This is a genomic window from Flavobacterium psychroterrae (genome assembly GCF_018380615.1).
In the GTDB taxonomy this organism is placed as follows: domain Bacteria; phylum Bacteroidota; class Bacteroidia; order Flavobacteriales; family Flavobacteriaceae; genus Flavobacterium; species Flavobacterium psychroterrae.
The window spans coordinates 297906-311729 of the sequence record NZ_JAGYVZ010000003.1; the positions used below are offsets into that span (position 1 = coordinate 297906).

The window sequence follows — 13824 nt, forward strand, 5'->3', positions numbered from 1 at the left end:
TTATGATTTTCTTCTTTTATCTAAAAGATCACGGTTTTCAATTGGGTTTTCTCTGTTTGATAAAGCGTTATCAATTTTTTCGATATAATCTAATGAGTCATCGATAAAAAACACCAAATTTGGTACGCGACGCAATTGTAAACGTACACGTTGTGATAAATCGTGTTTGATTAAAGTACTGTTTGATTTTATGCCTTCTAAAGTTTCTTTGGCTTTCTCCTGAGGAAAAATGCTCAAATAAACTGTTGCCACAGATAAATCTGAAGTAACACTAACTTTGGATACGGAAATTACCAAATTATTAATTCCGTTTTTTCTCACTTCACCTTGCAAAATATCAACCAAATCTTTTTGGATGACACCGCCTATTTTTTTCTGTCTATTTGTTTCCATTGTGCAAAAATACTATTTTAAAATTCAAACCATACAATTTCAATATGATTAATCACAAAAAAGGGAGCTAATTAGCTCCCTTTTTATTACCGGTTTTGCAAATTTATCTGTTTTGTAACCATCCTTCCGGATTGTTATTACTTGTGTTTTGAAGAATCAAAAACTTAATAATTGTTTTTCCTGTGTCTCCGCTTGTTCTTACTTTTCCAATAACTTGTTTCACTTTTACTTTATCACCCTGGTCAACAGATACCTGACTTAGGTTTTGATATACTGTAAAGTAATCTCCGTGTTGAATAAAAACAGCTCTGTTTACTGGTGACAACGCGATAACTTTTGATACTACTCCTTCAAATACGGCACGCGCACTTGCTCCTTGTTCTGTAGTAATCTCTACTCCGGAATTATGAACAGTCAGCGTTGGATATAGTGGATGTGGCTGATCTCCGTAGCCAAGCGATATAAATCCTTTTTCTACGGGCCAAGGCAGTTTTCCTCTGTTTGCTTTAAAATCGGCTGCTAAAATTTTACCTTCCGGGGTTAATGTAATTCTATCTGATGAATAACTTTTAGGTGCTGCCGCCTCTGCTTTATCTGCTTCGCTGGCTTTACCTTCGGCGATTCTTTTACGTCTTTCTTCTTCAGCTCTTTGATTCGCTAATCTAATTTGTTCACGGATAAGATCCTTAATTTTAGAATCGATTCTTCTCGATTCCTGCTGTTTAGATTTTGTATCTGCAATAATTTTATTTTTATCTTTTTTAAGAGAATTAACAATCTTTTGCTGTTCTTGCTTTTCAACTTCTAAGCTTTGTTTTTCTTTTTGATTTTCGGCAATAATTTTTTTCTTAACGCTTCTCTGCCCATCTAATCTTGCATTATAATCTACTAATTCTGCTGTTTTAGATTGAATTTCTAAACCTTGATTTTTTCTAAAATTGGTATATTGTTTTAAATATTGTGCTCTTTTGTAGGCTTGTAAAAAGCTTTCTGAAGATAAAATAAACATGGCTCTGCTTTGCTCTGATCTACTTTTGTATGATTTTAAAATCATTTTTGCATAATCTGCTTTAAGTACTGCCAATTCTTTTTTTAGTTTATTAACCTTCACTTGGTTAATATACATATCATTGCTTAAAAGTTTTTCTTGTTTTGCCGTAGTATTAATCAGTTTCTCTTTCAGTTTGATTTTATTCGCCTGAATTAAAAATACGTTTACTGCTGATTTTTCTTTCTTCTTCACAGACTGCAACATTTTTTCGTTGTCTCTAATTTCCTGCTGAATCTGAGCTTTTCGCTGTTCAAGTTTTTCTTGTTGCGAATCTTGCGCCCACATAAATGTACTGGCACATATAAAAATTAGGCTTAGGAGAAATTTTGGCATGTTTATATTTTCTTTTTGCAAATTTAGTTAATTATAACTTTTTTATAACCACTTGGCACACTATAAGGGAAAGAAAGTTCTTCATTAAATGAAATAGTGTTGTAATTCAAATTAATATTGGTTTTCCCCTTTGGCTGAGTTGCATTTATTTCAATACTTGTTGGCAATATTCCCTGATTAAAAACTTTGGTGTCAGCATATGAAATTTCTAACATTCTGTTTTCAGATGGTTGTGAAATCTCTTCTTTTTGTAACAAATATTTATCCGCATCTAAGTAAAAGGATTTTTTCAGCTTTGCATCTTTTGCATCTTCTAAACGAAAAAGATTTTCTACAATTGTTTGTGTATATTTTCCTTTTCTTAAATCATCCAGCGCTTCTCCAACTAATAAGTTCTGAACTTTGCTGTAATCTAATTCTGTTCCAAGCCATTTACTTAAACTTGTAAAATCACCTTCGTAATATGTACTGTTTATTTTTTCGTAATAACTTACTGTTGTTGGCGTTATCAATGCTTTTGCCATTGTAATTCCTAAGAAACGAACACTTACTAAAATTTGTTTATCTTTCTCGATTTTAATTTCGGCAGTAACATTCTGACTTTGTTTTTCGTCAACATATTTTGCTGCGGCTTTTATGTATAAAGTCGAAAAATCTAATTTATTATCGTAATGTTTTTCTATTGCTTTTTTATCTTCTTTTGCAGCAACTTCAGTATTTCCTGCATTATTTTGTACTGCAACAGCTTTTGATTTACACGAAACCACAAAAACCGTTACTACTATTAGTGCTATATATCTTCTCATCTGCATTTAGTCTTTTATTTTTTTTTCTTTAATAATTCATTTGCCTTCAAAAAGTATTCCTCTTTTTTCTTTGCGTCTCCTAAACCATTATAAGATTCTCCTAATTGTATATTAAAATTTGCTTCGAGCGTTTTATCATCAACTACATAATCAAGTCCCATTTCTAAAAAGGTTTTTGCATTTTTAAATTGTTTTAATTGATTGTTTCCTAATCCTGCATAATAATAAAATTGTGGCTGACTTGGATAAACTTCAATCATATTCATGGCTCTTTTTGTCATTGGCTCAAATTGTTTTGCTTGTGTATAAGCTTCAAGCAACAACAAATTTGTTTCGCGATCTGTATCTGAATTTGCTTTTAAATCTTTCTCATAATATTTAATCGCATTCTCAAACTGACCTTTACTGTGATAAAATTTACCAATTTCTTTTGCAACATCTACATCTTTATCATTATCAAAATAGGCGATTGCTTTTTCTAAATCCGGAGCGTATTGCGGATTTTTATTCACATAAATCAAGAACTCATTTAAGGTTCTGTGTTTTATTTTTGAATCAATTTTTGAACTCGACAAAATTACATTCATCGATTTAATTGCTTTATCAGCTTGATTTGAATCTAAGTATACTTTGAACATACTTACTTGTCCCCATTCTGAAGTTGGAATTTCCTTTGCCAATTGTTTCGCAACATCTAAAGCTTTATCTGTTTCATCAGATTTAGAATATAAAAAAATCAGATTTACATAATTCGATTCTTCTTTTGGATGCTGTTTTATCTGATCTATCAGATTTGTAATTTCTGCATTCTGATATTTTCCCTGAGATAAAATCTGCAGTTTGTAACGATCACGATCTTCTGATTTTCCGAACTTATCATTCATTTCATTGATCGCCAAAAGCGCTTTGTCAAATTGATTGGTAATCATGTACAACGAAATCAAATCATCTTTATATTCTTCGTCAAAAACAATAATTTTCTGAATTGTTTCAATTGCTAAAGGATAATTTTTGGTTTGAAAACTTACATCATAAATTCCTAACCAATACCATTTGTTTTTTGGATCTAACTGAGTTGCTTTTTCAAAAGAATCCTGTGCGCTTTGATATTGTTTTAAAGAAAGATAATTTTTTCCTAATTCAAAATAAGCGACCGCATCATTTGGTTTTAGCTTTATGCATTTTTCTAATGATACAATGGCTTTATCATAATTCTCAATTCCTTTTTGTTTTAATGATTCATAAAAAGAGTCCTGATATTCATCTGTTGCCATAGCGATATCTTCCGGTTCTGTTTGAGCCATTACCGAAATTGGATTGCTAAGCAAAACGAAAAATAAAAGTACTATAACTCCTTTTTGTATCATCTATTAAATTTAATTATCAAACAAAAACGGATCTCTTTAAACCTGGATCCGGAATACAAAATACTATAAATTTCAACACGAATTTCACTAATTTACACAAATTTTAATGGGTTAATTTAGTTTTTGAAATTAATTTCACAAACTAAATTAGTGTCAATTCGTGGAATTCGTGTTTGTTTTGTACTTGTTATCCAAGCCTTAACTCTTTAAACTTATATTATTCTAAAACAGAATAATCCCCAATGCTGATACTGGTGAATTTACCATCATAAACAACGTGATTTCCTATCATTGCATTGTCTAAGTTAGCATTTTTTATTTGAGAATAGGTTTGCACTAAACTATTTTTAATCGAACTGTCAATTACATGGCAACCTTTTCCTAAAGAGACATTTGGTCCAACTGTTGCGTTTTTCAATACTACATTTTCACCAATATAACATGGCGGAATGATAGTTGAGTTGTCTAACGTAACATCATAATCTACTAAATGTTCTCCGTCATTGTGCAAAAATCCTAACATTCTCGAATTTGTTTCAACGGTTACATCTTTGTTTCCGCAATCCATCCATTCGTCAACGCTCCCGGTTTTAAAAACTTTACCGTTCACCATCATCGCTTTGATTCCGTCATTGATTTGATATTCTCCTCCATTTTGAATATTGTTATCCAAAACGCCTTGAAGTTCTTTTTTCAAATCTTCAACTTCCTTGAAATAGTAGATTCCGATAACGGCTAAATCGCTTACAAATTCTTTTGGTTTTTCAACCAATTCTATAATTTCATTATTTGAATTTAATTTTACAACTCCAAAAGCTTCTGGCTGTTCTACTTGTTTTACCCAAATTACAGCATCTGCAGCAGGATCTAATTCAAAATCTGCTCTGATTAAGGTATCTGCGTAAGCAATTACTGCCGGACCTGATAAAGAATCTTTTGCACACATAATTGCGTGACCTGTTCCTAAAGGTAAATCCTGACGGTAGATTGAAGCTTTTGCCCCTAAACTTCCTGCCAATTCTTCCAGACTTGTAACAAGATCTTCTCCAAAAAACGCTTCGTCTCCTAAAATAAAAGCAACTTCTTCAATAGGTTGTTTTAATATTTTAGCAATGTCTTCGACTAAACGATGTACGATAGATTTTCCTGCAACTGGAATTAATGGTTTAGGAACTGTTAATGTATGTGGTCTAAGTCTTGATCCTCGACCTGCCATTGGAACGATTATTTTCATTTTGTTTTTTTATTTTATTTGAAGATTAAAAAAAATCCTCTTAGTTTGGTTCTAATTTTTACCGCAAAGCTCAGAAACTGAAAACTGTTTACTGCAACTGAAAACTATTTTACCGCAAAGTTCACAAAGGTTTTTCGCAAAGTTCACTAAGTTTATGCATTTCATTTTTTAAGTTCGCAAGTTCAGAAACTGAAAACTGCTTACTGCGACTGCGAACTGATGATTTACTGTGACTGCCACTGAAAACTATTCAACCGCCCAGGTCACAAAGTTCAGAAACTGAAAACTGCGACTGAAAACTGTTTACTGCAACTGCGACTAAAAACTTACTTCACTCCTGTACTTCCAAATCCGCCTTCGCCTCTTGAGGTTTCAGAAAGTTCTGCAACTTCCATCCATTCTGCTCTTTCGTGTTTGGCAATAATTAATTGTGCAATTCGTTCTCCGTTTTCGATTACAAATTCTTCATTTGATAAATTTACTAAAATTACGCCTATTTCTCCTCTATAATCGGCATCAACTGTTCCCGGAGAATTTAAAACCGTTACTCCTCTTTTTGCTGCTAAGCCGCTTCTTGGTCGAACTTGAGCTTCGTAACCAATTGGTAATTCTATAAAAAGTCCCGTTTTTACAATGGTTCTTTCTAATGGTTTTAACGTAATAGATTCAGTTAAATTGGCACGTAAATCCATTCCTGCCGAAGCAATTGTTTCGTAGTTTGGTAAAGCGTGCTGTGATTTGTTGATTATTTGTATTTTCATTTTTTATTTAAAAAGATTAAAAAGTATCACTACTTTCTATTCATAATTCCTTTGATTGTTTCTTTTTCGTTGTGATAAACAAAATACATGAAGGCTAATAATAACGGAACTCCTACGAAATAATTTTCTCTAAATCCGTAAAAAGAAATAGCCGAAAATGCAATTGAGATTCCTAAATAAGCTCCAATTTTGTTCATATCATAAGGTATTGGATAATATTTATTTCCTAAAACATATGATATTAACATCATACTTCCGTAAGCCGAAATAGTGGCAATCGCTGAACCGTAGTAACTGTATTTTGGAATTAAAAAATAATTTAAAACCAATGTTACAATAGCTCCAACAATTGAAATATAAGCGCCAATTTTTGTTTTATCAGTCAATTTATACCAAACTGATAAGTTGTTGTAAATTCCTAAAAAGAAATTCGCCAAAATAATTAACGGAACTACTTTCATCGCTTCCCAATAGGCTTTATTGTCCAGCAGAAGATATTTTAAAACATCGGCAAAAACAATTACTCCTAATAATATTAAAGACCCCAGAATAACGAAATATTTTGTGATTACGGCATAAGTTTGTGGTGCGTTTGCGCTTTTAGCGTGGCTGAAAAAGAAAGGTTCTATGCCTAATCTAAAAGCTGTTGCGAATAAAACCATAAACAATCCTAACTTATAACAAGCAGAATAGGCTCCAACTTCTGACTTTGCAAGATTTTCAGGTAATAGGTATCCTAATAGAATTTTATCGAAATGTTCGTTAACCGCGAATGCAAGTCCGGCTACCAAAATTGGCAAACCATATTTCATCATTTTTTTCCAAAGTACAGGATCGAATTTTTTCCCAAGTGAAAGATAATTTGGCGAAAGCACTATAAAAGTGGCTAAGCTTGCCAATAAATTTGCGATGAAAATATAGGCAATTTGAAAATTCTCTACATATAAATTATCCCAAACTGAATTAGGATTTGAAGCCGCAAGCTTTGGCAAATAAATTAAGAAGAATATGTTCAGTAATAAATTAATTACCACATTTCCAATTTTAATTGCTGCATAAACCATCGGTCTTTGATTGGCTCTTAATTTAGAAAATGGTATTAAAACCAAAGCATCAAGAACTAAAATCCAAACCGTATATGTTATATATTGTACATCAACATCTGCAAGATTTGCGAGTGTGTTTCTAAAAATCAAAGCGACAAATAAGAAAACAATTGACGACCAAAATATCGATATTGTCGAAGTTGCAATTACGTTTTTCTTGTCTTCCTCGGCACTGTAAAATCTAAAAAATGCCGTTTCCATTCCGTATGAAAGTACCACATTAAAGAAAACCATCCATGATAAAACTATCGAAACCTCGCCATATTCTGCAGTTGGTAATATACCCGTATATAATCTTACCAATAAAAAACTTAGCATTCTCGGCAAAACCGTTGCTAATCCGTAAATAGCAGTTTGTTTGAACAGATTTTTATATAATCCCAAAATATATGTGTAATAAAGTTTATGGAACAAAAATAACCAATTCTTTGGTTTATTATTGATTTTGCTGGTTCAATAAAAAAACTTGGCTTTAATTTTAGTGTGTTAATTTGTTTTCATCTAAAATTTTAACAAAATGAAAGCCTTTTGGTCCGTAACCTTGATTATAATAGAATCTATGTGCGGCAAAATTTCCTGTAAATGCATCTAAAACTATGCTGCTGCAGTCTAAATCTATTGCTTTTTGTTCGATATAATCCGTTAGTAACTTTCCTATTCCTTTTGAGCGATAGTTTGGGTTTACTACAAAATTATCTATTTCGAGATATTTCCCTGTCCATAATTTAGTAGCAGACCAACAACCTGTAATTCCTAAACAAATATCTTCATCAAAAACTCCGATTTGAATATAGTTATGCGGAACCATTTCAGACAGATATGCTTCATATTTTTCAACCGATAAATTAGGATAAAGAAATCGCATGGTTTCTATCTGCGTCAGCATTGCCGGTATAGTTGTAAGTTCTTTTATTTTTAGTTTCATTTTATTAAAATAGATCTCAAAATTACTCATTTTTTTCATTGCCTTTTATATAATTTAATATGTAATAATTAATGCAGATGTGAAATCTATAATAAACTCTAAAAATTGTATAAATATAAAAATGTACTTGTGTCTTAACTTTGTATCAAGGGAATGAGCAAAGCTAAAATACAACCCTTCAAAAAAAGTATAGCATTGGGACTAATAAAGCTAGTTTGTTCCCACAAAAGACAAAGCACATAGGGATTGATTCTGCTGAAATGTAACCCTCAAAAAAACAGAGCCCTGGGACTAATAAAGCTAGTTTGTTCCCATAAAAGACAAAGCACATAGGGATTAATTCTGCTGAAATGTAACCCTCAAAAAAACAGAGCATTGGGACTAATAAAGCTAGTTTGTTCCCATAAAAGACAAAGCGCTGCAGGGTGATAAATCTGCAAAATAATTTTATAAAATGGAACTGATTCTCAGTTTTGGATAAATTGGGAATCACCATTTTATAAGTTAAAAATTAAAAAAAACTAAAACTACTATATAAAAGCAAAAGAGCCGACAAATAATTTGTTGGCTCTTTTTTTGTTTTATATTCTTTTTAAATGTAACTACAGCCATTTCCAATATTTAAAAAATCTTCCAGACTTCAAAATGGAAATGAATTATAAAAAAAACCGACAATTACTTGTCGGCTCTTTTTTATATGTCTTGAATAAATTATCCGTTCAAAGCTTCTGCTCCACCAACGATCTCAAGGATTTCACTAGTAATAGATGCCTGACGTGCTTTATTATAAGTCAATTTCAATTGGTTTCTTAATTCAGTTGCGTTGTCAGTTGCTTTGTGCATAGCTGTCATACGTGCTCCATGTTCTGAAGCAAATGAATCGCGAATACCTTTGTACAATTGTGTTTTTAATGACTTAGGAATCAAAGTCAATACAATTTCTTCTTTTGAAGGCTCGAAAATATAATCTCCGGTTGAAACCGGTATGTCAGATTTAATTGGAGCTAACGGTAAAAACTGCTCTGTTTGAACAATTTGTGTCGCAGCATTTTTAAACTGATTGTAGATTAATTCGATTCTGTCATATTCTCCTGATAAGAACTTTTCAGTTAAATTATCAGCAATTCCTGCAACATTTTCAAAAGTTAAATGATCAAAAATCGCATTATGATGACCGTGTACTTTATGCGTTTTAGTTAAAACATCATTTCCTTTTTTACCAATAGCAAAAACGTCAACTTGTTTTCCTGCGTAAAATACAGTACGGTTTTTAATCTCTTTAATTACATTCGTATTAAATGCTCCACATAAACCTCTATTTGAAGTTATAGCAACAAGCAATACTTTTTTTACTTCACGTTGTGTTGTGTAATCTCCTCCTACTTCACCATCAAGTGTAGCAGAAAGGTTTTGCAACAGCTCCGTTAATTTCTCGGCATAAGGGCGCATTGCAGTGATTGCATCTTGTGCTTTCTTAAGCTTTGCAGCAGAAACCATTTTCATTGCCGATGTAATTTGCATCGTCGATGAAACGGAAGTAATTCTATTACGGATTTCCTTTAAATTTGCCATCTTTATATTAGTCTAAAGTCATAAAGTCATAAAGTCAAAAGTCTAAAATATCAATCTTTAAGATTTGACTTTAGACTTTTGGCTTTAAAACCTTTGACTAATTTTAGTTATATTTTGCTGAAATTTCTTTTGCTGCTTTTTCAATAACATCAGTAATGTTGTCATCTAATTTACCAGCTTTCAAAGCATTAAGCGTATCTTTATGTTTACTGTTTAGGTAAGCTAAGAAATCAGCTTCAAACTCTTTTACTTTATTTACAGGAACGTTTCTTAATAAGTTTTTAGAACCAGCGTAAATAATAGCTACTTGATTTTCTACTGGATAAGGATCGTTCAAACCTTGTTTCAGGATCTCAACGTTTCTTCTACCTTTTTCAATTACGTTTAATGTAACTGAATCCAAGTCAGAACCAAATTTAGCGAAAGCTTCTAATTCACGGAATTGAGCCTGATCTAATTTTAAAGTTCCTGAAACTTTTTTCATTGATTTAATCTGAGCATTACCTCCAACACGAGATACAGAGATACCTACGTTAATAGCAGGACGAACTCCAGAGTTGAACAAATCTCCATCAAGGAAAATCTGACCATCTGTAATCGAAATTACGTTTGTTGGGATATATGCAGAAACGTCACCAGCCTGAGTTTCAATAATTGGCAATGCAGTTAATGAACCACCACCTTTTACGATAGACTTGATAGAATCTGGTAAATCGTTCATGTTTTTAGCAATTCCATCATCTGCAATTACTTTACAAGCACGCTCTAATAAACGAGAGTGTAAGTAGAAAACGTCTCCAGGGTAAGCTTCACGTCCCGGTGGTCTTCTTAATAAAAGAGAAACCTCACGGTAAGCAACAGCTTGTTTAGATAAATCATCATACACAATAAGTGCAGGACGACCTGAATCTCTAAAATATTCTCCAATTGCAGCACCTGCGAAAGGAGCGTAAACTTGCATTGGAGCCGGATCAGAAGCATTTGCTGCTACAATAACTGTATAAGCCATTGCACCTTTTTCTTCTAACATTTTAGCGATTCCTGCTACAGTTGAAGCTTTTTGCCCAATTGCAACATATATACAGAATACAGGTTTTCCTGCATCGTAAAATTCTTTTTGATTTAAGATTGTATCGATACAAACAGTTGATTTACCTGTTTGACGGTCACCAATTACAAGCTCACGTTGTCCACGACCAACCGGGATCATAGCATCAACTGCTTTCACTCCTGTTTGTAATGGCTCAGTTACCGGCTGACGGAAGATAACACCAGGTGCTTTTCTTTCTAAAGGCATTTCGTATAAGTCTCCACCAATTGGTCCTTTTCCATCAATTGGAAAACCAAGAGTGTTAACAACACGTCCTACCATTTGCTCACCTACTTTAAGAGATGCAATACGTTGTGTTCTTTTTGCTGTTGAACCTTCTTTGATTCCTGTTGATGGTCCTAAAAGTACCACACCAACATTGTCTTCTTCAAGATTCAATACAATAGCTTCAAGTCCGTTGTCAAATTCAACTAACTCACCATATTGTACATTCGATAACCCGTAAATACGAGCAATACCATCTCCAACCTGAAGTACTGTTCCTACTTCTTCTAGCGTAGCACCAGATTCAAAACCTTCTACTTGCTTTCTTAATATTGCTGAAATTTCAGCAGGTTTGATTTCCGCCATCTTAATTTATAATTTAGACACTTTTATGTGTGATAAAACTAATTACTTAACTCTCTTTTTAATACCTGCAATCTGTTTGCAACAGATGCATTGTATTGTTGATCACCTATTCTTAAAATAAATCCTCCAATGATTGATGGATCTACTATATTTTCTATTGTTATTTTCTTATCTGATAATGTAGCTACTTTAGCTAAAACTTTAGCTTCAAGATCTGCATCCATAGGAATTGCTGTTGTAACTTTTGCTACTTCAACTCCATTACTTTCATCAAATAATTTCTTGTATTCCAGAGCAATTGCTTCCAGAATTTCGAATCTTTTGTTTTCAAATAATAAATGAAATAAACCTTTAGTTACTCCATTTACATTTGCAAAAACTTCTAAAAGAGCACTTTCCTTAACTTCAACTTTTGTAGTTGGGTTTTGAATAAAGGTACTCAATTCTGAATTGGTGTCAATTACTGTAGCAATCGACTTCATATCGTCATTCACAGTTTCAGCAACTCCTTTAGAGTTTGCTAAGTCCAGAATTGCTTTTGCATAACGAATTGCTGCTCTTGTACTTGCCATAATATTAGTTTAACTTTACGTCACCTAACATTTTCTCAACTAATTTAGTTTGAGATTCTTTGTTAGATAATTCTTCTTTCAACAATTTTTCAGCAATGCTTAATGATAAAGTTGAAACTTGTAATTTCAATTCTGCCATAGCAGCATTTTTTTCACTTTCGATAGCTGCTTTCGCCTGCTCGATCATTTTTTGACCTTGCTCTTGTGCTTCGTTTTTAGAATCAGCAATCATTTTCTCTCTCATTTCACGAGCTTCTTTTAGCATCGCGTCACGTTCTGCACGAGCTTCATTCAAAATTCTTTGATTGTCAGCTTGTAAATTTTCCATTTCTCTCTTTGCATTTTCAGCAGAAAGTAATGCATTTTTAATACCTTCTTCTCTTGCTGTGATAGATTCCATAATTGGTTTCCATGCAAATTTTACTAAAAGTAAAATTAAAACCAACAAGATTAAAGCTTGCCAAAAGAATAAACCGAATGAAAAATCGTTAATTAACTTATCCATTTTATAACTATATTAAAATATTTAATTTCTTTTTTTAAAAGTAACAACACCTTTAACCAACCGTTAAAGATGTTGTTATTTCTTTCTTTATTATTTTCCTAAGATTAAAGCAGCAAATGCTAAACCTTCTAATAAAGCCGCGATAATAATCATCGCAGTTTGAATTTTACCTGCAGCTTCTGGCTGACGAGCAATAGCGTCCATAGCAGATCCACCGATTTTACCTAAACCTAAACCTGCTCCGATTACTACTAATCCAGCACCTACTAAAGTTGGAATTGTTCCCATAACTATTTATATATATAAAATTAAACTTCTAAATTAGATAATTACATTTTCATCAGCGTGGTGATGATCATGTTCCTGAACCGCCATACCTATAAACAATGATGATAACATTGTGAAAATGAACGCCTGTAAAAATGCAACTAAAACTTCGATAACCGAAATAAATAATGTTAATCCCATAGAGATTGGCAAATCTGCAGCTAAATTTTTACCTACAAAGATCATTGCGATCAAACTCATAATTACTACGTGACCTGCAGTAATATTTGCATACAAACGAATTAATAATGCAAATGGTTTTGTTAATGTTCCTAAGATTTCAATTGGAGCTAAAATAATTTTCATTGGTACAGGAACTCCCGGCATCCAGAAAATGTGTCCCCAATATTCTTTGTTCGCACTAAACTGAGTGATGATAAAAGTAAATGCAGCCAGACAAACTGTGATTGCAATATTTCCTGTAACATTAATTCCTAGTGGAGTCATACCTAATAAGTTTAACAACCAAATAAAGAAAAATACGGTTAATAAGTAACCCATATATTTTCTGTATTTTTTTTCACCAATGTTAGGAATAGCGATTTCATCTCTGATAAAAATAATAAGCGGCTCTAAAACTCTTCCAAATCCTGTTGGGATTGGTCCTTTTTTATATGATTTTGCTAATCCGGTAAACATTAAAAATAATAGAACTGAAACAAAAAGCATTGATACAACATTTTTTGTAATAGAAAAATCTAATGGCTTAACATTTTCAGGATGTCCGTGCTCATTAAAAGTAATGGTTCCGGCAGCATCTGTTTTGTAAATTTTACCGTGAACTAATTTGTAGAAGTTTCCATCAACTGCTGCAACTTCTTCACCGTGGTGTAATTTTGAAGATGAGAAAATTTTCAAACCTCCATCAATAAGGATAACGGGTAATGGGAAACCATAATGTTTATTTTCCTTTTCATCTGAAAAGAAAACAAAATCATGGGAATCTTGTAAGTGATGATCAATAAAGGCATCCACTTTTGCTTTTGGATCAAGAGCTTCATGCTCTCCCTCCAAAGGTGCGTTATGCGAAATTACTTTCTCTTCATGAGCGGTCTCGATCTGTACGTGCGTTGAGTCATTCTCTGAATTTGCAAAACTCATAACTGGAGAACAAGCTACTAAAGCTGCAAGAATAAATTTGAGCGGTTTGTTGGAAATCACCATATCTGTTAAAAATCTTATTTTTTTACG

General features: G+C 32.6%; 14 protein-coding genes. All 14 read right to left on the reverse strand.

Annotation, left to right across the window (positions count from 1 at the left end):
- On the reverse strand, positions 1-393 hold the full coding sequence (rbfA, locus tag KHA90_RS05215; protein ID WP_213296106.1) for a 30S ribosome-binding factor RbfA: 393 nt from the start codon (positions 391-393) through the stop codon (positions 1-3).
- 103 nt (positions 394-496) lie between these two features.
- Positions 497-1777 carry a murein hydrolase activator EnvC family protein gene (locus KHA90_RS05220; RefSeq protein WP_213296108.1) on the reverse strand — a complete coding sequence of 427 codons (1281 nt, stop codon included), beginning with the start codon at positions 1775-1777 and terminating at the stop codon, positions 497-499.
- A gap of 23 nt (positions 1778-1800) precedes the next feature.
- A complete protein-coding gene (locus KHA90_RS05225; RefSeq protein ID WP_213296109.1) occupies positions 1801-2583 on the reverse strand; it encodes a DUF4292 domain-containing protein in 783 nt (260 codons plus the stop codon).
- A gap of 14 nt (positions 2584-2597) precedes the next feature.
- A complete protein-coding gene (locus tag KHA90_RS05230; protein WP_213296110.1) occupies positions 2598-3950 on the reverse strand; it encodes a tetratricopeptide repeat protein in 1353 nt (450 codons plus the stop codon).
- Positions 3951-4167: 217 nt separating this feature from the next.
- On the reverse strand, positions 4168-5184 hold the full coding sequence (locus tag KHA90_RS05235) for a sugar phosphate nucleotidyltransferase (RefSeq protein ID WP_213296112.1): 1017 nt from the start codon (positions 5182-5184) through the stop codon (positions 4168-4170).
- A 326-nt stretch (positions 5185-5510) separates the two neighbouring features.
- Positions 5511-5945, reverse strand: coding sequence for a dUTP diphosphatase (gene dut / locus KHA90_RS05240; RefSeq protein ID WP_213296114.1), 435 nt, complete (start codon positions 5943-5945; stop codon positions 5511-5513).
- A gap of 29 nt (positions 5946-5974) precedes the next feature.
- Positions 5975-7435, reverse strand: coding sequence for a lipopolysaccharide biosynthesis protein (locus KHA90_RS05245; RefSeq protein WP_213296116.1), 1461 nt, complete (start codon positions 7433-7435; stop codon positions 5975-5977).
- A 94-nt stretch (positions 7436-7529) separates the two neighbouring features.
- Positions 7530-7976, reverse strand: coding sequence for a GNAT family N-acetyltransferase (locus KHA90_RS05250; protein ID WP_213296118.1), 447 nt, complete (start codon positions 7974-7976; stop codon positions 7530-7532).
- A gap of 711 nt (positions 7977-8687) precedes the next feature.
- Positions 8688-9548 carry an ATP synthase F1 subunit gamma gene (gene atpG, locus KHA90_RS05255; protein ID WP_213296120.1) on the reverse strand — a complete coding sequence of 287 codons (861 nt, stop codon included), beginning with the start codon at positions 9546-9548 and terminating at the stop codon, positions 8688-8690.
- Between the two features lie 103 nt (positions 9549-9651).
- Positions 9652-11229, reverse strand: coding sequence for a F0F1 ATP synthase subunit alpha (gene atpA / locus KHA90_RS05260; protein ID WP_213296122.1), 1578 nt, complete (start codon positions 11227-11229; stop codon positions 9652-9654).
- 38 nt (positions 11230-11267) lie between these two features.
- The gene (gene atpH, locus KHA90_RS05265) at positions 11268-11801 is read right to left on the reverse strand and encodes an ATP synthase F1 subunit delta (protein ID WP_213296124.1); all 534 of its coding nucleotides are present in this window, start codon (positions 11799-11801) and stop codon (positions 11268-11270) included.
- 4 nt (positions 11802-11805) lie between these two features.
- Positions 11806-12306 carry a F0F1 ATP synthase subunit B gene (locus tag KHA90_RS05270; RefSeq protein ID WP_213296126.1) on the reverse strand — a complete coding sequence of 167 codons (501 nt, stop codon included), beginning with the start codon at positions 12304-12306 and terminating at the stop codon, positions 11806-11808.
- Between the two features lie 90 nt (positions 12307-12396).
- Positions 12397-12594, reverse strand: coding sequence for an ATP synthase F0 subunit C (atpE, locus tag KHA90_RS05275; RefSeq protein WP_008465835.1), 198 nt, complete (start codon positions 12592-12594; stop codon positions 12397-12399).
- 33 nt (positions 12595-12627) lie between these two features.
- Positions 12628-13797 (reverse strand): F0F1 ATP synthase subunit A, encoded by a 1170-nt coding sequence (gene atpB / locus KHA90_RS05280; protein WP_213296129.1) that lies wholly within the window; start codon positions 13795-13797, stop codon positions 12628-12630.
- Between the last annotated feature and the right edge of the window lie 27 nt (positions 13798-13824).

Bases quoted from the DNA above. Each gene is read 5' to 3' on its own strand.
- KHA90_RS05220 (WP_213296108.1), bottom strand. From the start codon at position 1,777: ATGCCAAAATTTCTCCTAAGCCTAATTTTTATATGTGCCAGTACATTT.
- atpH (WP_213296124.1), bottom strand. From the start codon at position 11,801: ATGGCAAGTACAAGAGCAGCAATTCGTTATGCAAAAGCAATTCTGGAC.
- atpB (WP_213296129.1), bottom strand. From the start codon at position 13,797: ATGGTGATTTCCAACAAACCGCTCAAATTTATTCTTGCAGCTTTAGTA.
- dut (WP_213296114.1), bottom strand. From the start codon at position 5,945: ATGAAAATACAAATAATCAACAAATCACAGCACGCTTTACCAAACTAC.
- atpA (WP_213296122.1), bottom strand. From the start codon at position 11,229: ATGGCGGAAATCAAACCTGCTGAAATTTCAGCAATATTAAGAAAGCAA.
- KHA90_RS05230 (WP_213296110.1), bottom strand. From the start codon at position 3,950: ATGATACAAAAAGGAGTTATAGTACTTTTATTTTTCGTTTTGCTTAGC.
- KHA90_RS05270 (WP_213296126.1), bottom strand. From the start codon at position 12,306: ATGGATAAGTTAATTAACGATTTTTCATTCGGTTTATTCTTTTGGCAA.
- rbfA (WP_213296106.1), bottom strand. From the start codon at position 393: ATGGAAACAAATAGACAGAAAAAAATAGGCGGTGTCATCCAAAAAGAT.
- KHA90_RS05250 (WP_213296118.1), bottom strand. From the start codon at position 7,976: ATGAAACTAAAAATAAAAGAACTTACAACTATACCGGCAATGCTGACG.
- atpE (WP_008465835.1), bottom strand. From the start codon at position 12,594: ATGGGAACAATTCCAACTTTAGTAGGTGCTGGATTAGTAGTAATCGGA.
- KHA90_RS05235 (WP_213296112.1), bottom strand. From the start codon at position 5,184: ATGAAAATAATCGTTCCAATGGCAGGTCGAGGATCAAGACTTAGACCA.
- KHA90_RS05225 (WP_213296109.1), bottom strand. From the start codon at position 2,583: ATGAGAAGATATATAGCACTAATAGTAGTAACGGTTTTTGTGGTTTCG.
- atpG (WP_213296120.1), bottom strand. From the start codon at position 9,548: ATGGCAAATTTAAAGGAAATCCGTAATAGAATTACTTCCGTTTCATCG.